21 protein-coding genes are annotated in these 20,346 nt (G+C 71.6%); 14 read left to right on the forward strand and 7 right to left on the reverse strand.

Annotated elements, in window-relative coordinates:
* Positions 1 to 36 precede the first annotated feature (36 nt).
* The 5 genes from EYQ95_RS18965 to EYQ95_RS18985 all read left to right on the forward strand — a co-directional run bounded on the left by EYQ95_RS18965 (position 37) and on the right by EYQ95_RS18985 (position 3,827).
* Entirely contained in the window at positions 37 to 1,296 is a 1,260-nt protein-coding gene (locus EYQ95_RS18965) for a tetratricopeptide repeat protein (protein ID WP_132329255.1), read from the forward strand.
* A 155-nt stretch (positions 1,297 to 1,451) separates the two neighbouring features.
* Positions 1,452 to 2,105 (forward strand): energy transducer TonB, encoded by a 654-nt coding sequence (locus tag EYQ95_RS18970; RefSeq protein ID WP_132329258.1) that lies wholly within the window; start codon positions 1,452 to 1,454, stop codon positions 2,103 to 2,105.
* A 62-nt stretch (positions 2,106 to 2,167) separates the two neighbouring features.
* Positions 2,168 to 2,944 (forward strand): MotA/TolQ/ExbB proton channel family protein, encoded by a 777-nt coding sequence (locus EYQ95_RS18975; protein ID WP_132329260.1) that lies wholly within the window; start codon positions 2,168 to 2,170, stop codon positions 2,942 to 2,944.
* Positions 2,945 to 2,974: 30 nt separating this feature from the next.
* The gene (locus tag EYQ95_RS18980; protein ID WP_132329263.1) at positions 2,975 to 3,391 is read left to right on the forward strand and encodes a biopolymer transporter ExbD; all 417 of its coding nucleotides are present in this window, start codon (positions 2,975 to 2,977) and stop codon (positions 3,389 to 3,391) included.
* A 13-nt stretch (positions 3,392 to 3,404) separates the two neighbouring features.
* Positions 3,405 to 3,827: a biopolymer transporter ExbD gene (locus EYQ95_RS18985; RefSeq protein WP_132329266.1), complete on the forward strand. Its 423-nt coding sequence runs from the start codon at positions 3,405 to 3,407 to the stop codon at positions 3,825 to 3,827.
* Positions 3,828 to 4,454: 627 nt separating this feature from the next.
* On the opposite strand, the gene EYQ95_RS18990 is transcribed toward EYQ95_RS18985, so the two are convergent.
* From EYQ95_RS18990 to cls, 3 genes are all read right to left on the reverse strand, one after another.
* A complete protein-coding gene (locus tag EYQ95_RS18990) occupies positions 4,455 to 5,240 on the reverse strand; it encodes a pyridoxine 5'-phosphate synthase (protein ID WP_132329269.1) in 786 nt (261 codons plus the stop codon).
* Between the two features lie 40 nt (positions 5,241 to 5,280).
* Positions 5,281 to 5,568 carry a hypothetical protein gene (locus EYQ95_RS18995; protein ID WP_132329272.1) on the reverse strand — a complete coding sequence of 96 codons (288 nt, stop codon included), beginning with the start codon at positions 5,566 to 5,568 and terminating at the stop codon, positions 5,281 to 5,283.
* A gap of 78 nt (positions 5,569 to 5,646) precedes the next feature.
* Positions 5,647 to 7,074, reverse strand: coding sequence for a cardiolipin synthase (gene cls / locus EYQ95_RS19000; protein WP_132329275.1), 1,428 nt, complete (start codon positions 7,072 to 7,074; stop codon positions 5,647 to 5,649).
* Positions 7,075 to 7,181: 107 nt separating this feature from the next.
* Between cls and EYQ95_RS19005 the strand changes: the two genes are divergently transcribed.
* Positions 7,182 to 8,270: a PA0069 family radical SAM protein gene (locus EYQ95_RS19005; RefSeq protein WP_132329278.1), complete on the forward strand. Its 1,089-nt coding sequence runs from the start codon at positions 7,182 to 7,184 to the stop codon at positions 8,268 to 8,270.
* A gap of 66 nt (positions 8,271 to 8,336) precedes the next feature.
* Here the strand turns inward: EYQ95_RS19005 and EYQ95_RS19010 are convergent, their stop codons facing one another.
* Positions 8,337 to 10,136 (reverse strand): SLC13 family permease, encoded by a 1,800-nt coding sequence (locus EYQ95_RS19010; protein WP_132329281.1) that lies wholly within the window; start codon positions 10,134 to 10,136, stop codon positions 8,337 to 8,339.
* Between EYQ95_RS19010 and EYQ95_RS19015 the strand changes: the two genes are divergently transcribed.
* Positions 10,135 to 11,205, forward strand: a complete 1,071-nt coding sequence (locus EYQ95_RS19015; RefSeq protein WP_165924790.1) for an ATP-binding protein — start codon at positions 10,135 to 10,137, stop codon at positions 11,203 to 11,205. The genes EYQ95_RS19010 and EYQ95_RS19015 overlap by 2 nt on opposite strands.
* Positions 11,205 to 11,636: a response regulator gene (locus EYQ95_RS19020; protein WP_132329287.1), complete on the forward strand. Its 432-nt coding sequence runs from the start codon at positions 11,205 to 11,207 to the stop codon at positions 11,634 to 11,636. The genes EYQ95_RS19015 and EYQ95_RS19020 overlap by 1 nt, the downstream gene beginning before the upstream one ends.
* A 48-nt stretch (positions 11,637 to 11,684) precedes the next feature.
* On the opposite strand, the gene EYQ95_RS19025 is transcribed toward EYQ95_RS19020, so the two are convergent.
* A complete protein-coding gene (locus EYQ95_RS19025) occupies positions 11,685 to 12,407 on the reverse strand; it encodes a 2OG-Fe(II) oxygenase (protein ID WP_132329290.1) in 723 nt (240 codons plus the stop codon).
* A gap of 299 nt (positions 12,408 to 12,706) precedes the next feature.
* On the opposite strand from EYQ95_RS19025, the gene EYQ95_RS19030 reads away from it, so the two are divergent.
* From EYQ95_RS19030 to EYQ95_RS19055, 6 genes are all read left to right on the forward strand, one after another.
* Positions 12,707 to 13,165, forward strand: coding sequence for a hypothetical protein (locus tag EYQ95_RS19030; RefSeq protein WP_132329293.1), 459 nt, complete (start codon positions 12,707 to 12,709; stop codon positions 13,163 to 13,165).
* Entirely contained in the window at positions 13,162 to 13,779 is a 618-nt protein-coding gene (locus tag EYQ95_RS19035; RefSeq protein WP_132329296.1) for a hypothetical protein, read from the forward strand. The genes EYQ95_RS19030 and EYQ95_RS19035 overlap by 4 nt, the downstream gene beginning before the upstream one ends.
* 34 nt (positions 13,780 to 13,813) lie before the next feature.
* Positions 13,814 to 14,635, forward strand: coding sequence for a hypothetical protein (locus EYQ95_RS19040; RefSeq protein WP_132329299.1), 822 nt, complete (start codon positions 13,814 to 13,816; stop codon positions 14,633 to 14,635).
* A 61-nt stretch (positions 14,636 to 14,696) separates the two neighbouring features.
* Positions 14,697 to 15,389 carry a C39 family peptidase gene (locus EYQ95_RS19045; RefSeq protein WP_132329301.1) on the forward strand — a complete coding sequence of 231 codons (693 nt, stop codon included), beginning with the start codon at positions 14,697 to 14,699 and terminating at the stop codon, positions 15,387 to 15,389.
* Positions 15,390 to 15,447: 58 nt separating this feature from the next.
* Complete coding sequence (locus EYQ95_RS19050) at positions 15,448 to 16,185, forward strand: hypothetical protein (RefSeq protein ID WP_132329304.1); 738 nt, start codon at positions 15,448 to 15,450, stop codon at positions 16,183 to 16,185.
* A gap of 54 nt (positions 16,186 to 16,239) precedes the next feature.
* The gene (locus tag EYQ95_RS19055; protein WP_207916537.1) at positions 16,240 to 17,547 is read left to right on the forward strand and encodes a transporter; all 1,308 of its coding nucleotides are present in this window, start codon (positions 16,240 to 16,242) and stop codon (positions 17,545 to 17,547) included.
* 22 nt (positions 17,548 to 17,569) lie between these two features.
* Here the strand turns inward: EYQ95_RS19055 and EYQ95_RS19060 are convergent, their stop codons facing one another.
* Together EYQ95_RS19060 and EYQ95_RS19065 are read right to left on the reverse strand one after the other, a co-directional pair.
* Positions 17,570 to 19,012 (reverse strand): sigma-54 dependent transcriptional regulator, encoded by a 1,443-nt coding sequence (locus EYQ95_RS19060; protein ID WP_132329307.1) that lies wholly within the window; start codon positions 19,010 to 19,012, stop codon positions 17,570 to 17,572.
* A gap of 165 nt (positions 19,013 to 19,177) precedes the next feature.
* Complete coding sequence (locus EYQ95_RS19065; protein WP_132329310.1) at positions 19,178 to 20,215, reverse strand: class 1 fructose-bisphosphatase; 1,038 nt, start codon at positions 20,213 to 20,215, stop codon at positions 19,178 to 19,180.
* Between the last annotated feature and the right edge of the window lie 131 nt (positions 20,216 to 20,346).

The raw sequence follows: 20,346 nt of genomic DNA on the forward strand, positions 1-20,346 counted from the left end.
TGCCCGCGCAGCGACGCGGTTGATCGAGGATTTCCAATGAACGCCCCCCTGCTCCGTCGCCGCGCGCTCGCGGCCGCCCTGGTCGCCTTCGTCTCCACCAGCGTCGCCGTGCCGGCGGCCTTTGCACAGAGCGACGAAACCGGTGAGGGCAGCAGCGCGCGCTCCAGCCGCGGCGCCTCCGCCGCCCGGGAGGCGCGCGAGCAGCGCAGCGCACGCTCGAACCGCGAGCAGACCAAGAAGGTCGAGAATTACCCGGAGGCCACCCGCAAGGCTCCGGAGGCCCGTGCCAGTGCCAAGGGCGCTGCACGGCTGCAGAAGATGATGAAGGCCTACGACGGAGCCAAGGGCCCCGAAGCGCGCGCGATCGCCGACGAGATCATCGGCGACGACAAGGCCAATGCCTACGAGCGCGCGTTCGCCGCGCAGATCGCCGCACAGGTCGCCTACGAGGCCGACGATGCCAATGCGGCGATCGGCTACCTCAACCAGGCGCTGGCCTTCGACGGCCTGGACAACAACGGCCACTACGGCGCGATGCTGATGCTGGCCCAGCTTCAGCTGCAGAACGAGAAGTACACCGAGGCGCTCGCCACCTTCGACCGCTTCTTCAGCGAGACCAGGAGCGCCAAGCCCGAGCACCTCGTGCTCAAGGGCAACGCGCTGTACCGGCTCGAGCGCTACCCGGAGGCCATCACCGTGCTGCGCCAGGCCATCGACGGCAACCCCGAGGCCCGCGCCGACTGGCAGCAGCTGCTCATGGCCGCCTACGCCGAAAGCGGCCAGGCTGCCGAAGCCGTGAAGCTCGCCGAGGCCGTCGCAGCCAAGACGCCCAACGACAAGCGCGCGCAGCTCAACCTGTCGGCGACGTATCTGCAGTCGAACAACTACGCCAAGGCGGCCGAAGTGCTCGAGCGCCTGCGCGCGGCGGGCCAGCTCACCGAGGACCGCGATTATCGCCAGCTCTACTCGGTCTACCTCAACATCGAGGGCAAGGAACGCCAAGCCGCCGCCGTGATCGACGAAGGCCTGCAGAAGGGCGTGCTCAAGGGCGACTTCAATACCTACCTCGCGCTCGCCCAGTCGTATTACTTCTCCGAGCAGATGGACAAGGCGATCGACGCCTATCAGAAGGCCGCGCCGCTGGACGACGATGGCGAGACCTATCTCAATCTCGCCCGTGCGCTCTGGGCGGCCAACCGCATCGGCGAAGCCAAGCAGGCCGCCCAGCAGGCCATCGCCAAGGGCCTGAAGAAGCCCGACGACGCCAAGCGGATTCTCGCGCTACCCGGCAAGTAATCGTGCCGCGGTAGTCCGCGAAACAGGGATGGTTTGCTTGGAACGACCGCTGCTGTTTGGTATATGCTAGGAAATTCCCACGGTTTTCACGCCGTGGGAACTGCCATCGCCCGCGGCGCCCTGCGCGTCCGGAAATCCCTCCCGAGCAACGGCGCATGACGCAAGACCTCTCCCGTACCTCTTCGTTGACCGAAGGTCTGAACTGGGCACGTATCGCCGGTATCACGGCCGCGATCGCGGTGCACCTCGCCGGCCTCCTCCTTCTTCTCGTGCCCATCAGCGCGCCGCCTGCGGTGAGCGAAGAGGAAGAGACCACCATCGTCAATCTGATCAAGCCGCCGCCGCCGCCCCCGCCGCCGCCGCCGCCGCCGCCGGAACCGCCCAAGCTGGTGCTCAACCCGCCGAAGCAGACCATCGTGCAGCCGACGCCGCAGCCGCCGCCGCCGGAAGAGCCGCCGGTCGTCGTGGACGACCCGAGCCCCGTCGACACCCCGGCTCCGCCGCCGGCCCCGCCGGCACCGCCGGCCGCCGCCCCGGCACCGCCGCCGAACGTCGTCGGTGGCGTGGCCAGCGTCTGCAGCCGCACCCCGCTGAGCTATCCGCCCGCCGCCCTGCGCGAGCAGGCCGAGGGCACGACGGTCGTCCAGGTGTCCTGGACCGCCGACGGTACGATCACCAACGCCAGCGTGCGCCGCAGCGCCGGCAACCGCGACCTCGATCGCGCGGCGGTGAGCACGGTTCGTCGCTGGAAGGTCTGCCCCGGTGACCCGGGCACGGCCGTGGTCAACGTCGACTGGCGCCTGGACTGATCGTCGGTTTCACGCAATACCCCTTTGCACCACCTTTCAACTACTCAACAAAGGTAAGCGTCATGCTGCTGGAAACCCTCTCTGCCGCCGCTGCTCCCGCCGGGGGTAATGCCGCGTCCGCCCTGACCCAGATGGGTGTGGGCCACCTGCTCCAGGAAATGACCGCCAATCCGGGCGCGTTCGCCGTCTCCTGGGCCGTGCTGCTGACCCTGCTGCTGATGTCGGGCATGTCGATCTACTGGATCGTCATGAACTTCATCAAGAACATGCGCCTGCGCGCCACCAGCGACCGCGTGATCAGCACGTTCTGGGAAACCCCGAACGCGCAGGACGCGATCCGCTACATGGAAGAGCAGCCGCGCAGCGAGCCGTTCTCCAAGATCGCGCTCGACGCCGCGCAGGCCGCCGCGCACCACCAGCGCCATGAAGGCTCGCGCCTGGTCGAGTCGCTGAACCGCTCCGAGTTCGTCGACCGCGCCCTGCGCCAGGCCGTGGGCCGCGAGAGCCAGCGCCTCGAGGCCGGCCTCACCGTGCTCGCCACCACCGGTTCGACCGCGCCCTTCGTCGGCCTGCTCGGCACCGTGTGGGGCATCTACGGCGCGCTGATCCGCATCGGCGCCACCGGCCAGGCGTCGATCGACGCGGTCGCCGGCCCGGTGGGCGAGGCGCTGATCATGACCGCGCTCGGCCTGTTCGTCGCGATCCCGGCGGTGCTGGCCTACAACTACTTCGTGCGCCTGAACCGCGTCACGAACGCCAAGTTCGACACCTTCGCCCACGACCTGCACGACTTCTTCGCGACCGGCGCCCGCGTCGGCGAAGCACCGGCACGTCAGTAATCCGCACCAGGCATCACCGGAGTCCGGGACATGGCCTTCAGTTCAGGTAACAGCGGCGGCCCGATGGCCGAAATCAACGTCACGCCCCTCGTGGACGTGATGCTGGTGCTGCTGATCATCTTCATGATCACGGCGCCCCTCATGTCCCACAAGGTGAAGGTGGAACTGCCCAAGGCGAACCTCGACAACCGCGAGTCCGTCGCACCCCCGGTGCCGCCGATCACCCTGGCGGTCACCGAGGCGGGCAACATCTACTGGAACGATGAGCCCGTCACCAAGGACCTGCTCGAGAGCCGGCTGGCGATCGAGGCGCAGCGGACCCCGCAGGCGCAGATCAACGTCCGCGGCGACCGCACGGCCAAGTACCGGCTGGTGGAGGAAGTGGTGGGCATCGCCCAGCGTCAGGGCATGCGCAAGGTGGGCTTCGTAGCCACCAAGGAACGCTGAGGAGCACGCAGCAATGGCATTCAGTACTGGCTCCGGTGGCGGAGCCCCCATGGCCGACATCAACGTGACGCCGCTCGTCGACGTCATGCTGGTGCTGCTGATCATCTTCATGGTGACGGCGCCGACCCTCTCGTATCCGATCGACATCAACCTGCCGCAGCGCACGCTCAACCCGCCGCCGCAGACGGTCGAGCCTCCGCCGCCGATCTCGCTGCGGATCGACCAGTCGGGCGTGGTGTACTGGGACAACTCGCCCACGCCGCTGAACCAGCTGCAGCAGGTGATGCGCCAGACCGTCGAGCGTGACCCGACCAACCAGCCGCGGCTGGAGATCGACGTCAACGACGACGCGCAGTACGAAACGCTCGCCAAGGTACTCGCCTACGCGAAGAACGCCGGCATGGACAAGATCGGCTTCGTGCAGGACGCCGAGTAACCGGCGGAGCGCGAGACACGCATTACGGTATTACCGCATTACGCTTACCACGTTGATGACGCCGCCTTCGGGCGGCGTTTTTTTTGGCCGCATGGCCTCGGCGCGGCGGCCCCGGGGCATGGGACGAGCCGGCATCCGGTGCGGGCGTACCTGTACAACCGGGCATCCGGGATTGCCCCGCGATGCATCCGTCGTTGGCGCGCACGGATCCTCCACCATCTCCGGCCCGGCTTCGTCCCGCTGCGCGGCGACGAACGCGGATCCGCTCTGCGCAAATGCGTCCGATCGCCTCGGGCCAAAGGCACCGGGTGCACCGGCAACGAGCCCGCGCCGCCCGTTTCCGCACCGGCAGCGCGGTGCCTGCTCCGGGAGGCCGCAGGCATGGCGGCGCGATCACGAACATCGATCCGCCCGACGCGGCAGATCGGGCGATGCACGGCGTCCGGGCGCCGCGCCGCGAGGCCGGGCCGTGTGCGCAGGTCGCAGTCGAACCGCGGACATGCCGCCCGGCGAGCCGCGCGTGCACCGCCGCGATGGACGGGGCCGGACGGCCCGGCATGCGTCGTCGCCCGCCACCCATGTTTCACCCGGCGGGAAACGCCCGGCGACGGGGCGGGCAGGCCCTGCTCAGCCGGGTCGGCGTCCTTCCACCAGCGCGACGTAGCGCGCCACCGTCACCGCCAGGCCGTCGTACAGCGCCTCGCCGATCAGCGCATGGCCGATCGACACCTCGAGCACGCCCGGCACGGCGTCGAGGAACGGGCGCAGGTTGCGCTGGCTGAGGTCGTGGCCGGCGTTGACGCCGAGGCCGGCCGCCTGGGCGCGCGCGGCGACGCGGGCGAAGGCCGGTAGCGCGCGCGCGGCGTCGCCGGCCTCGAAGGCCTCGGCATAGGGGCCGGTGTAGAGCTCGACGCGATCGGCGCCCACGCCCGCGGCCCGCTCGACGCCCTCGTCGGCACCCAGCGCCGCGGCCTGGGCATCGGCATCGACGAACAGGCTCACGCGACAGCCCAGCGCCTTCAGCCGTTCCACGTGGGCACGCAGCGGCGCGAGGTCGCCGCGGAAATCGAAGCCGTGGTCGGACGTGACCTGGCCGTCGGCGTCCGGCACCAGCGTGGCCTGCGCCGGGCGCGCGGCCTCGCAGAGCGCGAGAAAACCCGGATAGCCGGGGCGCGGCGGGGCGAACGGGTTGCCTTCGAGGTTGAACTCCACGCCGTACTCGCGCGTGAGCGCCGCCAGGGCGTGCACGTCGGCGGCGGTGACGTGCCGCGCGTCCGGGCGCGGGTGCACGGTGATCCCATGCGCCCCCGCGTCCAGGCAGGTGCGCGCCGCGCGCACGACATCGGGCTCGCGGCCTCCGCGCGAATTGCGCAGCACCGCGATCTTGTTGACGTTGACGCTCAGCCGGGTCATCCGCGCATGCTACGGCCTGCGCGCGTGGCCCGCACAGGACTCAAAGTGGCGCCGAGGAATCGCTTCCGGAGGCGGGCGGTGCCTGGATGGCGGCCGCCGCGGCGCGGCGCGCTTCGGCCTGCTCGCGCAGGCGCTGCAGTTCGGCCGGATCCACCAAGAGCGCGGTCGAGCCCGAGCGGTCCTCGATTCGGCGCGCCAGTGCCGAGAGCAGCCAGGCGACCCCCAGCCCCAGCGCGACGAGCAGGCACACCGCCAGCACCCAGGGCGAGGTGGTGCGGAACGCGACCGCCAGCGCGGCCACGGCGAGCAGCAGGTACAGCCAAGGCATGTCGGCGCTCCCCATGCAGGACGCGGCGAGTGTAGCCCCGCGCCGCGGCGCACCCGGGCGATGGCGCGACGGGCGGCGTCAAAGCAGGGGCGAAAGGAGCCGTGCCAGGGCCTCGGGCAGGCGCTGACGCCAGAACGGCCGCCGGCGGTCGGGGCGCACGCGCGGCGCGCGCGCCAGGTCGGCGTCGAGCACGGCCTCCAGCGAGGCCGCCACGCCGGCGTCGCGGAACAGCAGGGATACCTCGAAGTTCAGCCGGAAGCTGCGATGGTCGAAATTGGCGCTGCCGATGATCGCGGTCTCGTCGTCGACCAGCAGGGCCTTGGTGTGGAGCAGGCGAGGGCCATACTCGTGAACCTGCACGCCCGCCTCGAGCAGTTCGTCGAACGACGAGCGCGTGGCGTAGGTGACCAGCCGCGAGTCGGCCTGCTTGGGCACCAGCAGGCGCACGTCCAGGCCGGCGAGCGCGGCCGAGGTGAGGGCCATCATCGCCGCCTCGCCGGGCACGAAATAGGGCGTGGCCAGCCACACGCGGCGCCTGGCGGCGTAGATCGCCGCCACGTGCAGGCGGTGGATGGGCTCCCAGGACGAATCCGGGCCCGAGACCAGCACCTGCGTGCCCACGCATCCGGGGGTGGAGGCGCGCGGTGCGCGCAGGGGCGGGCGCTGGCCCGTGGCATAGACCCAGTCCTCGGCGAAGACCACCTGCAACAGTGCGGCCACGTCGCCTTCCAGGCGCAGGTGCAGGTCGTGGTAGGCGTCCTCGCGCAGGCGCTCGTCCTGCTCGTCGGTGACGTTGATGCCGCCGGTGAACGCGATGCGGTCGTCGACCACCACGATCTTGCGGTGCAGCCTCAGGTTGAGCCAGGGCCGGCGCCAGGGCAGGCGCATGGGGTGGAACCAGGCGAATTCGCCGCCGGCCTCCACCAGCGGCGCGAGGAAGCGCCGTCGCAGCTTCGCCGAGCCCACCGCGTCCAGCAGCAGGCGCACCTTGACCCCGGCCCGCGCCCGCTCGACCAGCGCATCGCGCAGCGCGGTGCCGGTGCGGTCGGGCTCGAAGATGTAGTAGGCGACGTGGATGCTCTCGCGCGCCTCGCGGACCGCCGCCAGCAGCGCGTCGTACGTGGCGCCTCCGTCGACCAGCAGCCGCACGTCGGTGGCGGTGGTCGGCGGCAGGTGCGTGGTGGCCTGCGCGAGGCGCGCGAGCTCGGCGGCCTCGCTGTCCTCGGCCGTCTCCGGCCGCGCCGGCATGCGCGCCCGCGCGCGCCCGCGGCGCAGGCGCTGGCGCCGGATGCGCTGCGGCCCGAACACGTAGTAGATGACGAAGCCCAGGTAGGGCAGCGCGGCCAGGCTGATCAGCCAGGCGAGAGTGGCGGCCGGCTCGCGCTTCTGCAGCACGATCCACACCCCCAGGCCCACGAGGTAGGCCAGCCAGCCCGCCACCAGCAGCGTCCACAGGTGCGGCTGCGCCTGCACGCTGTCGCAGAGGGCGAGGAAGGCGTCGGTCATCGGGTTCCTGCGGGCGGCCGGGTCGGGCCGATTGTAGGCAGCGGCCGCTTGCACGGCCGGTGAGGCCCGTCACCGCGGCTGAGACGCGCCCTGCCGACAATGCCCCCATGACCGATGCCCGCAAGCCGACGTCGCCGATCAAGGGCCGCGGGGCCGCCTCGCGCGTGGCCTCGCGTTTCGACGCGACCACGGTGGAAGGGGTGGACGACGGCTGGGGCTCGGTCTACGAGGACCTGGCCGAGGCGCCCAAGCCGGCCACCACGGTGACCGAGGAACGCGCGCGGCGCATCCTCACCACCAACCAGTCGCCCGACCTGGGCTTCTCGCAGTCGCTCAACCCCTACCGGGGCTGCGAGCACGGCTGCGTGTACTGCTTCGCACGGCCCACGCATGCCTATCTCGACCTGTCGCCGGGCCTGGACTTCGAGACCCGGCTGTTCGCCAAGACCAACGCGGTCGAACGCCTTCGCGAGGAACTGGCGCGGCCCGGCTACGTGCCGCAGGTGACGGCGCTGGGCATCAATACCGATGCCTACCAGCCCATCGAACGCCGCTACCGCATCACGCGCGAGGTGCTGGAGCTGTTCGCCGGGACGAAGCACCCGGTGAGCTTCGTCACCAAGAGCGCGCTGATCGAGCGCGACGTCGACCTGCTCGCGGCGATGGCGCGCGAGAACCTGGTCAGCGTGCATTTCTCCGTGACCTCCCTCGACAACCGGCTCTCGGCCAGGCTCGAGCCGCGCGCCGCGGCGCCGCATGCGCGGCTGCGCGCGATGAGGGTGCTGGCGGATGCGGGCGTGCCGGTGGGCGTGATGGTCGCCCCCGTCATTCCGATGATCACCGACATGGAGCTGGAACGGATCCTCGAGGCCGCGTTCGACGCCGGCGCGCGCGAGGCCGGCTACACGCTGCTGCGCCTGCCGCACGAACTCAAGGAGGTGTTCCGCGAATGGCTGCAGCTGCACTATCCCGACCGCGCCGCGCACGTGATGAGCCTGGTGCAGCAGATGCGCGGCGGCAAGGACTACCAGGCCGGGTTCGGCACCCGCATGACCGGCACCGGCGTGTTTGCGCAGCTGCTGGCGCAGCGCTTCCGCAAGGCGCGCGCGCGCATCGGCTACGGGCGGTTCGCGCCACTGGACGCGAGCCGCTTCGTGGCGCCGCGCAAGGCGTCGGCGCAGGGGGAGTTGTTCTGACGGCGGGGGGTTTGGGATTCGGGATTCGGGATTCGCAAGAGCGGTGGGCTGCGTCCTGCTCACCGGTCACCAGCCCGTCGGCCACAGCGGCCCGTCCAGCCAGAGCCAGCGCGACATCCAGGCGCTGACCAGGCCGATCAGCGCGGTCAGCGGCAGCCCGATGCGCAGGAAGTCGCCGAAGCGGTACTGGCCGGGGCCGAGGATCAGCAGGTTGCCGTGGTGCCCGATCGGCGTGAGGAACGAGGCCACCGCACCCAGCGCGGTGCAGACCACGAAGGGCACCGCGGGCATGCCCAGCGATTCGGCCAGGTTCACCGCGATCGGCGCCAGCAGCACGGTGGTCGCGCCATCGGAGAGGATCTGGGTGAGCAGCCCGGCCACGCCGAACATCACCAGCAGCACCGCCAGCGCGGGCCAGTCCTCGACCACGTGCAGCAGGCCGCCGGCGAGCAGCTGCGCGGTTCCGGTGGTTTCCATCGCGATGCCCAGCGGGATCACGCCGGCGATCATCACGAAGATGCGCACGTCGATCTCGCGGTAGGCGCGCTCGATGTCGACGCAGCGCGTGGCCACCATGGCGACCGCGCCCAGAAGGAAGGCCAGCGGGGCATCCAGCCATTCGGTGGCCGCGGCCAGCACGGTGGCGGCCAGCACCGCGAGCGCGACCGGCGCACGGCGCCGGCGCTGCGCCTCGCCGGAAAAGGGCATCAGCAGCAGGAAGCCGTGGTGGGTGGCCAGCTGCGAGAAGCGCGTCGCGCGGCCCCAGAGCACGAGCAGGTCGCCCTCGCGCAGGCGCTCGTCGGCTAGGCGGAGCGCGAAGGGGCCCTGCCGGCGCCACAGCCCGGCCACCACCGCATGGAAGCGCTGGGCGAAGTCGAGCTCGCGCACGCTGTGGCCGATGAACTCCGAGCCGGGCGCGACCACCGCCTGCACCAGCTGCGTCTCGCCCTCGCCATCGACGTACTGCGCGAAGCGCGTGACCGCGTTGAGGTCCAGGCCGGGGTCGTCGTGCAGCGAGGCGATCGCGTCGGCCGAGGCCTCGACCAGCAGCACGTCGCCCGCCAGCAGCGGGCTGGACCCGCCGAGGTCGCCGCGCAGCTCGCCGCCGCGCAGCCAGCCGTGCAGCTTGAAGCGCTCGCCGAGGTTGCGCTGCAGGTCCGCCAGCGGGTGCGTCGCCCAGCCGCCGTTCTCCACGACGACCAGCTCGGTGCGGTAGCAGCCCAGCTGCATGTAGTCCTCGTCGGACGCCGCGCCGGCACGCCGCGGCAGCAACCAGCGCGCCACCAGCATGTAGACCGTGCCCAGCAGGACCAGCGCGATGCCGATCGGGGTGATCGCGAAGATGCCCAGCTCGCCGTGGCCGGTGCGCTCGAGCAGGTCGGCCGCGAGCAGGAAGGCCGGCGCGCTGACGAGGGTGAGCGTGGTGCCCAGGCTCGCCGCCAGCGACATCGGCATCAGCAGGCGCGAGGCCGACAGCCCGCGTGCCTGCGCGAAGCGCGTGACGATGGGCAGCATCATCGCCGTCACCATCACGTGGTGCGTGAACGCGGCCAGCGCCGCCACCGCCGGCATGATCACGCCGATCGAGCGCGTCTCGCCGCGCCCGGCCGCATGCCCCACCCACTGGCCGATGCGCTCGGTGATGCCGGTGGCGGCCAGCCCGCCGGAGATCACGAACACCGCGGCGACGATGATCGCCGGCTCGCTCGCAAAGCCCGACAGCGCCTGTTTCGAGTCGAGCACGCCGGTGACTACGAGCGCGAGCAGCGTGATCATGGCGGTGACGTCCACGCGCAGGCGCTCGCTCACGAAGAGGTAGAGCGCGCCGCCGAGGATGAGCAGGAACAGGATCTGGTCGAGCGACATGCGCGCAGTATCGCTGCAGCCCGTGTGTACCGTCGCGTCACGGGCCGCGGGTACACTGGAGACCGTTTCCGTCGTCCGCCCCGCGCCGATGCCCCCGCATTCCCCCGCGCCGGACCTCGCCGCCGCCCTCGCCGCCTGCGCCGCGCCCACCGCTTCGGTCGATGCCGACGGCCGCGTGCTGCAGGCCAACGACGCCTTCGCCCGGCACTTCGGCCGGCCCCTGCGGCTGGGCGAACTCGCCACCGCGCTCGACGGCCCCGTCGCCGCCCTCGCCGGACACGGGCCGGTGCCGCTGGACGGAGGTGATCTGCACCTGCGCGCGCTGGATGCCGCGACCTGGTGGGCGCAATGGCTGCCCACGGCCGCCGACCGCGGCGCCGAGCAGCGCCAGCTGCAGATGTTCGCCGACACCGTGGCCCACGACCTGCGCGCGCCGCTGCGCTCCATCGACAGCTTCGCCAAGCTGCTCGAGGACCGCGCCGCGCCCAAGCTCGATGCCAGCGAGCGCATGCACCTCTCGCGCATCCGCGCCGCGGCCACGCGCATGTCCGGCCTGCTGGCGGCGCTGGGCGAGCTCTCGCGCGCGGCCAGTGCGCCGCTGGTGCCGGTCACGCTCGACATCAGCGTGCTCGCCGAATGGGTGGCGGCCGAGCTCAGCGACGAGGAGCCCTCCCGCCAGGTCGAGGTCGAGGTGCAGCCGGGCCTGGTGGCGGTGGGCGACGAGCGCCTGGTGCGCCAGGCCCTGCGCGCGCTGCTGGAGAACGCCTGGAAGTTCACCCGCGGCCGCGAGGGCGCGCGCATCGAGGTGCGCGGCCAGCGCGAGGGCGACCGCCTGCGGGTCGAGATCCGCGACAACGGCGCCGGTTTCGACATGCAGTACTGTCATAAGCTGTTCCAACCCTTCCAGCGCCTGCACGGCGTGGAGCAGGGCGCGGGCCACGGGCTCGGCCTGGCCACCGCGCAGCGCATCGCACGACGCCACGGCGGCGACGTGCGGGCCGCCTCCGATGGCGACGGCGCGGTGTTCACCCTCGTCCTGCCGGCCCCCGCCGGCGAAGGCACCGCCTGATGCACCGAGAGATCCTGCTGGTCGAAGACAATCCCGACGACGTCGAGCTCACCCGGCTCGCCTTCGACGAGGCCAAGATCGCCAACCAGCTCGCGGTGGTCGGCGACGGCGCCGAGGCCTTGGACTACCTGTTCGCGCGCGGTCGCTTCGTCGACCGCGACCCGGCCGAGCTGCCTTCCCTGGTGCTCCTGGACCTCAACCTGCCCAAGGTCGACGGCCGCGAGGTGCTGCAGGCCATCCGCGCCCACGAGGCCACGCGCTCGCTGCCGGTCGTCGTGCTCACCACCAGCACCGAGCCCTTCGACGTCGAGGCCACGTACGCGCTGGGCGTGAACAGCTACATCCAGAAGCCGGTGGACTTCGAGCAGTTCGTCTGGGCGGTCAAGCAGGTCGGGCTGTACTGGCTGGTGCTCAACCACGCGCGCCCCTGAGCGGGGCCGTCGTCGGCGGGTGCGTCGTCCCCGCATGCCGCCGCGGCGTCAGCGGGCGCCGAACAGCGCCTCCGCGCGCTGAAACAGCACCCAGCTGGTCGCGATGAACTTGTCGCCGCCCTGCGGGCGGTTGCCGCGGTGCGTATGCGTGAACGCGGCCGGCGCGATCAGCAGCGCGCCGGCCTTGGGCGCGATGCGGCGCTGCTGGTAGAGGAACTCGGTTTCGCCCTCGGCGAAGCCGTCGTTGAGGTAGACGGTCCACAGCAGGTGTCGGTGCAGGGTTTCCGCACTGGCATCGCGCGGGAACAGCTCGCAGTGCCAGTAGGGATAGCCGCCGCGCCCGGCGCTGTAGCGCTGCAGGTTGATCACGCCCGGCCGGAAGATCTGCGTGATGATGGGCAGCAGCGCGGCATCGTCCATGGCCGCCAGGCGCTCGGCGGTCAGCCGGTGCCGGCGCCCGCCCTCGCCAGGCACCTCCAGCATCAGCGGCGCCACCAGGGCATGCGGATAGCGGCGCAGGTAGCGCAGCAGCCCGTGGATTACCGCCTGGTTGAGCGTGTTGGCGACGTCGTCCCATTCGGCGCGGCCGGCCAGGCTGATGTCCTCGCTGTCCTTCATGTCGCGGAAGACGCCGCCGCCCACGCGCCCCGGCTGGCGTGCATCGCTGCCGCTGAAACGCTCGAGCACCGACGCGCACCAGCCGCGGTCCAGCGCGTCCTCGTAGACCTCGATGAAGTCGGCCGGGGCCTGCGCGGGTGGCGGCTGGTTCATCACGGACGTCCTGCGGCTGTGCTGCCGGCGAGTATGCCCGCGCCGGCGCGTTGCAGGCATGCAACACGGGGCGCATGGGGCACAGGTCGGCCGCAGACGCCGCCGTGACGGCGGAATGAGCGCGGGGCCCGAAACCTGAGCGCTGGCCAACCGGCGCTGGGCGTTTCAGGCCTGAATCGCTTTCCGCGCGGCTGCACGTTCAGGCCACGGTCAAGGATCTGAAAGTTCCGTGGAAACAAGGGTTTGCGTGGTTGGCACGCGATTCGCTCCAGCGGGGATGTCCCTGGAGTGCCGTCGCCGTGAATCGCCTGCTCCTCGCCATCGCCCTGACCGCTGCCGCCATGCCCGCCGTGGCTGCCGAACGCGATGCCGACCCCACGCTGGTGCTCACGCGCACCGTGCAGCCGCGGATCGCCTACCGTGCGCTGCCGCCGGACCAGAACCCGGTCGCGGCCTCGGTATCGACCTTTCCCGCCCGTGTCTTCCAGGCGAGCCTGGAAACCGCGACTTCCGCGATCGGCGACCAGTTGCTGGGCGACACCTTCGGCCAGCCTGATCCCGCCGCGGGCGAACGGCACGAGCCGGGCGCGCCGGGCCTGGCGCTGCCGCTGATGTTCGGATCCGGGCGCGAGGCCACCTCGCGCGCCCCGATCGGGCCGGGCGCCAGCGTGCGGGGCGTGGTTTCGGGCGCCACCTCCGGGCTGGCCGGCCTGATCGGCGGCGCGGTCGGGCAGGCGGGCACCGGAGGCGGCCCGTGACGGCGCGCCGCGCCCTGCCCGTGGTGCTGCTGGCCGGCCTGCTCGCGGCCGCAGCCGCGGGCGCCACCGAGCCCGGCCCGGCCGAGCGGCTGGCGCGCGACGTGGCCCGCATCGACGAGGACTTCGCCGCGCACGTCGACGGCCGCACCGCGCTGAACATCGCCGCCGGCGCCGGCAACGCCCAGGCCAACGTCGCCACGCTCGCGGTCGGCCCCGGCGACTCGACCAGCCGCGCTTCGCAGCAGGCCAGCGCGCTGGTCGATGCGCGCGAGGCGGTGGCCGACATCGACGGCAGCGCGCTCGCCAGCGGACGCGGCCTCACCAGCATCAACCAGGCCGCGGGCGCCGCCAATGCACAGGCCAACCTCGTCGCGATCGGCGTCGGCGCCGGCATCGACCTGGTGCAGGCGGTGGACGTCGAGCTGGCGGGCGTCGCCAGCGGCAGCGCGCCCGACACCGCGGCCGCGACCGAGGCCCCCGCCACGCGCGAAGCGCGCATCGGCGGGGCGGCATTCAAGGGTCCGCAGGGCGTCCTGCAGATCAACCAGACAGCGGGCACCGGCAATGCGTCGGCGAACGCGATCGTGCTCCAAATCCCCGGGGGCGCGCCTTGAAGCAGTGCAACACCACCAACCAGGAGTCCATGCCATGAAAGCTTCCCTCTCCCTGCTGACCCTCGCCCTCGCCGCCGCGTTCGCCGCTCCGGCCATGGCCGACGAGGATGATGCGGACATCAACTCCTACACCACGCTGCACAACCACATCGCCGTCGTCGGCGGCGTGCGCGTCCAGGGCCAGATCGACATCGACGGCGAATCCGCGGCGACCGTGGACCAGGACCAAGTCACCGGCGGCCACCGTTCCGTCGGCGACGGCGACCACACGGCGCGCGTGGGCGACGGCGCCATGAACCGGGCGAGCGGCAACATCGGCGTCAACGTGTCGGCCGGTGTCGGCAACGCGCAGGCCAACGACGCGGCGATCTCCTCGCTGACCGACGACGGCCCGGGCCAATCCGACAAGGGCAAGCCCGACCAGCCCTCGAGGAACTCGGGTCCCATGGCCACCGCCATGGTGTTCTCGACCCAGGGCACCGCCGGCAACAGCGCCAGCAGCCGCGAGTGGGGCACGAACTATCGCGCCACCCTGGGCGACGACGCGCTGCGCAATGCCTCCGGCAACATCGGGCTGAACATCGCGGCCGGCGTCGGCAACGGCCAGTCCAATGCCCTGGCGGTGGCGGTGGCCGATGACGCGCGTCTGGTGAAGGCTGGCGCCGACAGCGAGCAGGTCACGCTGCTGAACTACCTCGACAGCAGCTGCGGCGATCTCGATCTGGTCGCTTCGGTCGGTGGCGCGCTGCAGAACGCGTCCGGCAACATCGGCGTGAACGTGGCCTCCGGCGTGGGCAACCTGCAGCACAACGGCCTGTCGATCGCTTCGGCCAGCTGCGCCGCCTGCGGTGACTGAAGCAATGGGCGCCCGGCCCCGGCCGGGCGCCTTTCCGTCGCGCACGACACCGGACCCCACGATGACCAGGCCGCTGTGTTTGCTGCTGTTCCTGCTAGCACTCGCCGCACGGCCTGCACTTGCGCAGTCGCCGGTGGACGCCGGGCTGCTGGGCGCGGCGCCGGTGGGCAAGGCGGTACGCTCCATGCGCGACCTCCGCTACCGCGACATCGTCCGCCAGCAGTACGACTTCAGCTGCGGATCGGCCGCGCTGGCCACGCTGCTGGGAGGCGTGTACGGCATCGAGGCCGACGAGAAGGAACTGATCAAGCAGATGATCGCGGGCACGGACGCCAAGCGCGTGGTCCAGCAGGGCTTCTCGATGCTGGACATGAAGCGCTACGTGGAATCCACCGGCATGCGCGCGCAGGGCTTCCGGGTCGACAGCAAGGCGCTGTACCGCCTGCAGATCCCGGTCATCGCGCTGCACGACTTCAAGGGCTACAAGCATTTCGTGGTGATCAAGGGCGCCGATTCCGGCCGCATCTACATCGCCGATCCCGCGCTCGGGCACCGCGTGGTGTCCGAGGCCGAGTTCGCCGCGGGCTGGAACGGCATCGTGCTGGCGGTGACCGGCGACCGCCCCATGATCGCATCCGCCATCGTCGACGGCCGCGGCTCGCCCGCGCTGCGTCGTCGTGTCGACGCGCTCGACCGCGCCACGCTCGCCACCCCGGTGGTCGAGCTGGGCCTGGTCCGCGCCGACCTGTTCTGACCGCACCACCGGTATCGAGGGCCTCATGACCAGGAAACGACTCCCCCCCGTTCTGCTCATGGCCCTCGTGGCAGTGGCCGCCGCGGGTCCCGCGGCGGCCCTGCCCCCTTTCGCCTCCGACGTGCGCACGGGCGACGTCGACGACGCCGAACTCGACGGCATCAGCGGGCGCTACCTCGGCGCGAGCATGCTCGTGGGCGTGCGCATCGAGCTGGTCTCCAGCCTCGCCACGCCGCAGGGAAGCCATGCGACCGCGGCCGGCGCGCTCTACGTGCGGCGCACGTCCGGCGGATTCGAGGTGCTGGTCGACAGCCGCGTCGATGCCTACGCCCCGCAAGCGGATCCCGCCGCCACGGGCGCGACCGCGCCCGGACGGCTGGCCACCGGAGGCGACACCCTGTTCGTGCAGGGCATCGGCCAGGTGACGCAGATCGCCGGCGACGGCAACCGCATGTCCAACCTCGCGCTGATCCGCATCGGCGACATGCCGGGGCGGCCGGAGGGCTACAACGGCACCATGGGCTCGCAGGCCACCGCCGGCGACCTCGTCGCGCAGGTGAGCTTCGTCGGTGGCGGCGTGCAGCTGGGCCTGACCGCGCCGGGCGTTACCATCGGCCAGCACGCGCTGGTCGACGGCGCAGGGGGGGTGATGCAGGTCGGGCGCATCGCGGGCGACGGCATGGTCGCCAGCAACACGCTCAACCTCCAGCTCATGACGACGTCGATGCCGACCTCGTCCATGCACCACCTCGGCATCCACCAGGTGCTCGGCGCGCTGTCAGGCCTGCGGTACTGAGTCAGCCAACCAAGGGGGGAATGCACCATGCGAGACACGTGCACTGCGCGCACCATGGCCCTGCTCGTCGCCGCGGGCTGCGCGATGGCCACGCTGCCTGCCGGCGCGGCCGAGGCCGACGATCCCGGCCAGGGCGGCGAGATGGCCCGGCTACTGCAGCAACTCAATGCCAAGCTCGACGCGCAGGAGGCGGAGATCGCCGAGCTGCGTGCGCAGGTCGAGGAACTGCAGCTTGCGCAGCAGCGCGGCCGCGGCGTGGCGGCGGCGGCACCGGCCGAGCCCCAAGCCGCGCCTTCGCAGGATGCGCCCGCGCAGGCCGGGCCCGCGCCCGCGCAGGCCGGGCCGGCGCCGGCGCCGGACGAGCCCGTGCGCGTGGGCCAGGCCCAGCAGCAGGAGGACGCGGCGCGACGCGAGCAGGACAAGGCGCTGGTGGTGCGCGAGCATGCGCCGCTGTTCGAGCGCAAGTTCACCTTCGAGTCCGGCGTCGCCTACAGCTACTACGACCGGCGCCAGCTCACGCTCAGCGGCTTCCTCGCGCTGGATGCCATCTTCCTGGGCACGATCAACCTCGACCAGGTCAAGGCCAGCCTGGCCACCTTCGATTTCAGCGCCCGCTACGGCCTCACCGACCGCTTCAGCATCGAGGGCAACGTGCCCTACGTCTTCCGCGACACGCGCTTCATCAGCGGGGGCGCCGGCGGCGCGGCGAGCACGCTGAGCGAGGCGCGCGTGCGCTCCAAGGGCCTGGGCGATGCGAGCGTGGCGGCCTTCTACCAGCTGGTGAAGGAGACCGCGAGCGTGCCCGACGTGGTCGCCAGCCTGCGCGTGCGCGCGCCCACCGGGCGCGATCCCTTCGGCCTGAAGCTGATCCAGGCCGACGGCGAGAATTCCAACCTCAACGTGCCGGAGGAACTACCCACCGGCAGCGGTATGTGGAGCGCGACCGCGAACGTCTCGGTGCTGCGCACCTACGATCCGGTGATCCTGTTCGGCAACCTCGGCTACACCTACCACCGGCCGCGCGACTTCGACGACATCTCGCCGGTGGTCGACACCCTCGCGCCCGCGCGCGTCGCACTGGGCGACATCCTGCAGCTCAGCGGCGGCCTGGCCATCGCGCTCAACGACCGCGCCGCGGTGAGCTTCAGCATCGCCTCCGCGCTGCAGCAGGCCACGCACACGCGCGCGCCCGGGCAGTCCTGGGCACGCGTGCCCGGCAGCTCCAGCAACAGCACGACCTTCAACGTCGGCGCGAGCTACGTGTTGCCCTCGGGCTGGACGTTCAACGGGCAGCTGGCCGCCGGGCTCACGCCCGACTCGCCCAACTTCGTGTTCGCCCTGCGCGGCTCGCGTTCGTTCTAGGCGACGGCGCGGCCGGCCGTGCTCAGGCGTCGAGCTGCATGGTCCCCGCGCCCGAGCGCATGACGGCAGGCAGCGGCATGGCGTGCGCCTGCCCGGCGGCCGGCGCCTCCTCGTCCGCGCGCAGGCCATAGCGCAGCAGCAGGCGGTACAGCGTCACGCGCGAGATACCCAGCTCCTGCGCGGTATCGACCATGCGCCCGCGGTTGCGTTCCAGCGCCGCCGCCAGCGCCTGCCGGGTCGCCGCATTGCGGACGTCCTCCAGGGTCGGAGGATTCGCCGCGACCAGGCTGTCCAGGCCCAGGTCGGCCGCGGTGATCAGCCGGCCTTCGGCCATCACCACGGCCTGCCGCACGCGGTTGATGAGTTCGCGCACGTTGCCCGGCCACGGGTAGCGGTGCAGGGCCTTGCGCGCGCAGGGCGAAAAGCCCTTGAGCACGCGCTGGCCCTCGGCCGAATACAGCTTGAGCGCATGGTCGGCGAGCAGGTCGATGTCGTGCCCGCGTTCGCGCAGCGGCGGCTGCGACAGGCGCAGCACGCAGAGGCGGTGGTAGAGGTCCGCGCGGAAGCGGCCCTCGCGGATCGCCGCCTCCAGGTCGTGGTGGGTGGCCGAGACGATGCGCACGTCCACGCGCACCGCGTCGTGCCCGCCCAGGCGCTCGAAGGAGCCCTGCTGCAGGAAGCGCAGCAGCGAGGCCTGGCTCTCCATCGGCAGGTCGCCGATCTCGTCCAGGAACAGGGTGCCGCCGTGGGCCATCTCGATGCGGCCGAGCTTGCGGCTGGCCGCGCCGGTGAACGCGCCGCGCTCGTAGCCGAACAGCTCGGACTGGATCAGCGAATGCGGGATGGCACCGCAGTTGATCGCCACGAAGGGCATCTTCGCGCGGCGCGACTGGCGGTGCAGGGACTGCGCGGCCAGTTCCTTGCCGGTGCCGGTCTCGCCGGCGATGAACACCGGCGCCTCGGTCATCGCGGCCTTGCACAGCGTGCGCGCCAAGGTGCGCATGGCCGGGCTCTCGCCGATGATGCCGTCCAGCCCCGCGTCGCCGATGCGCCGCGCGGTCTCGCAGGCCAGCCGCGCCATGCCGTGGGCATGCCCGACCACGGTGTCGAGCACCGCTTCCGGGCAGGGCAGGGTGACGTAGTCGTAGCAGTAGTCGCGCACCAGGCGGCGCACGGCGGGCTGCTCCAGCTGGCCGGTCTCGATGCCGGCCACCCAGCCGACGTTGGCGGCCGAGAGCGCGGCGCCGAAGGTGGCGATGTCGTGCTCGTCGAAGCCCTGGCGCAGGTCGAGCAGCGCGGCGAAGGGCCGGTCGGGCTCGCGCTGCACGAGCTTGAGCACGGCGCGGGCGTCGGAGGCGCGATGCACCGTCCAGCCCAGGTCCTGCAGGCGCGACAGGGCGGGCAGCCGCCCGGTGGTGGCGCGCGTCACGTAGACGACGTCGCGTGCCCGCGTTGCTTCGGCCATTCCCTCGACTCCCCTCAAGCCCGGCGACCCTGCCGGGCCCTTAAGGTAGTCGGGCCCGGTGACAGGTCAAGCGTTTCGTGACCTGTTTCACAAATGCAACAGACGGGCGGTCGAGGCGAGGTGAAGAGGGCGTGACACCGGCCGCCGGACGCGGCCGGCGGGGGCTCAGCCGCCGGCGTCGTGGCTGGCGTGGTAGCGCACCGCGGCCTCGACCTCGGCCTTGGAGCCGAGGAACACCGGCACGCGCTGGTGCAGGCCGGTGGGCTGCACCTCGAGCATGCGCTGGCGCCCGGTGCTGGCGGCGCCGCCGGCCTGCTCGACCAGGAAGGCCATCGGGTTGGCCTCGTACATCAGGCGCAGCTTGCCGCCCTTGGCCGCGCACTTGGCATCGAGCGGGTAGCTGAAGATGCCGCCACGGGTCAGGATGCGGTGTACGTCGGCCACCATCGAGGCCACCCAGCGCATGTTGAAGTCCTTGCCGCGCGGGCCTTCCCTGCCCTTGAGCAGATCGCCGACATAGGCCTGCATCGGCGGCTCCCAGAAGCGCTGGTTCGACATGTTCACCGCGAATTCCTTCGTCTCCTCGGGAATGCGCATGCCGCGCGTGGTCATCACGAACGAGCCGATCTCGCGGTCCAGCGTGAACGCATGCGTGCCGTTGCCGATGGTCAGCACCAGCATGGTGCTCGGACCGTAGGTGCAGTAGCCGGCCGCCACCTGCGCGGTGCCGGGCTGCAGGAAATGCTCGTCGCCCACGGTTTCCACGTCGTCGGGGCAGCGCAGCACCGAGAAGATCGTGCCCACCGAGATGTTGACGTCGATGTTGGACGAGCCGTCCAGCGGGTCGAACAGCAGCAGGTACTTGCCGCGCGGGTACTCGTCGGGAATGGCCACGCAGTGGTCCATTTCCTCCGAGGCAAGCGCCGCCAGGTGCCCGCCCCAGGCGTTGGCTTCGAGCAGGATCTCGTTGGAGAGCACGTCGAGCTTCTTCTGCGCCTCGCCCTGCACGTTGATGCTGGCCTCGCCACCGGTGCCGGCATCGCCCAGCACGCCGCCGAGCGCACCCTTGCCGACCTGGATCGAGATCGACTTGCAGGCGCGTGCGACGACCTCGATGAGCAGGCGCAGGTTCGGGCCGATGCGGCCCTCGCGCTGTTCTTCGATCAGGTAACGGGTGAGCGAAACGGGCGAGGTGGGGCTCATGCGGTCGGCGTGGGCGGCGAAGGGGCCGCCATTGTCGCCGATGCGCCGGCCTCAGGCCGCCTGCGACCGCACCGCGCAGTGCAACCCGCGCTATCGCGACTTCATCGACCACATCGTGCTCGACCGCCGCG

It is taken from the genome of Lysobacter sp. N42 (assembly GCF_004344885.1).

What these genes read in the sequence shown, in the direction of transcription:
- EYQ95_RS18965 (WP_132329255.1), top strand. Translation starts at nt 37, where the DNA reads ATGAACGCCCCCCTGCTCCGTCGCCGCGCGCTCGCGGCCGCCCTGGTC.
- EYQ95_RS18970 (WP_132329258.1), top strand. Translation starts at nt 1,452, where the DNA reads ATGACGCAAGACCTCTCCCGTACCTCTTCGTTGACCGAAGGTCTGAAC.
- EYQ95_RS18975 (WP_132329260.1), top strand. Translation starts at nt 2,168, where the DNA reads ATGCTGCTGGAAACCCTCTCTGCCGCCGCTGCTCCCGCCGGGGGTAAT.
- EYQ95_RS18980 (WP_132329263.1), top strand. Translation starts at nt 2,975, where the DNA reads ATGGCCTTCAGTTCAGGTAACAGCGGCGGCCCGATGGCCGAAATCAAC.
- EYQ95_RS18985 (WP_132329266.1), top strand. Translation starts at nt 3,405, where the DNA reads ATGGCATTCAGTACTGGCTCCGGTGGCGGAGCCCCCATGGCCGACATC.
- EYQ95_RS18990 (WP_132329269.1), bottom strand. Translation starts at nt 5,240, where the DNA reads ATGACCCGGCTGAGCGTCAACGTCAACAAGATCGCGGTGCTGCGCAAT.
- EYQ95_RS18995 (WP_132329272.1), bottom strand. Translation starts at nt 5,568, where the DNA reads ATGCCTTGGCTGTACCTGCTGCTCGCCGTGGCCGCGCTGGCGGTCGCG.
- cls (WP_132329275.1), bottom strand. Translation starts at nt 7,074, where the DNA reads ATGACCGACGCCTTCCTCGCCCTCTGCGACAGCGTGCAGGCGCAGCCG.
- EYQ95_RS19005 (WP_132329278.1), top strand. Translation starts at nt 7,182, where the DNA reads ATGACCGATGCCCGCAAGCCGACGTCGCCGATCAAGGGCCGCGGGGCC.
- EYQ95_RS19015 (WP_165924790.1), top strand. Translation starts at nt 10,135, where the DNA reads ATGCGCGCAGTATCGCTGCAGCCCGTGTGTACCGTCGCGTCACGGGCC.
- EYQ95_RS19010 (WP_132329281.1), bottom strand. Translation starts at nt 10,136, where the DNA reads ATGTCGCTCGACCAGATCCTGTTCCTGCTCATCCTCGGCGGCGCGCTC.
- EYQ95_RS19020 (WP_132329287.1), top strand. Translation starts at nt 11,205, where the DNA reads ATGCACCGAGAGATCCTGCTGGTCGAAGACAATCCCGACGACGTCGAG.
- EYQ95_RS19025 (WP_132329290.1), bottom strand. Translation starts at nt 12,407, where the DNA reads ATGAACCAGCCGCCACCCGCGCAGGCCCCGGCCGACTTCATCGAGGTC.
- EYQ95_RS19040 (WP_132329299.1), top strand. Translation starts at nt 13,814, where the DNA reads ATGAAAGCTTCCCTCTCCCTGCTGACCCTCGCCCTCGCCGCCGCGTTC.
- EYQ95_RS19045 (WP_132329301.1), top strand. Translation starts at nt 14,697, where the DNA reads ATGACCAGGCCGCTGTGTTTGCTGCTGTTCCTGCTAGCACTCGCCGCA.
- EYQ95_RS19050 (WP_132329304.1), top strand. Translation starts at nt 15,448, where the DNA reads ATGGCCCTCGTGGCAGTGGCCGCCGCGGGTCCCGCGGCGGCCCTGCCC.
- EYQ95_RS19055 (WP_207916537.1), top strand. Translation starts at nt 16,240, where the DNA reads ATGGCCCTGCTCGTCGCCGCGGGCTGCGCGATGGCCACGCTGCCTGCC.
- EYQ95_RS19060 (WP_132329307.1), bottom strand. Translation starts at nt 19,012, where the DNA reads ATGGCCGAAGCAACGCGGGCACGCGACGTCGTCTACGTGACGCGCGCC.
- EYQ95_RS19065 (WP_132329310.1), bottom strand. Translation starts at nt 20,215, where the DNA reads ATGAGCCCCACCTCGCCCGTTTCGCTCACCCGTTACCTGATCGAAGAA.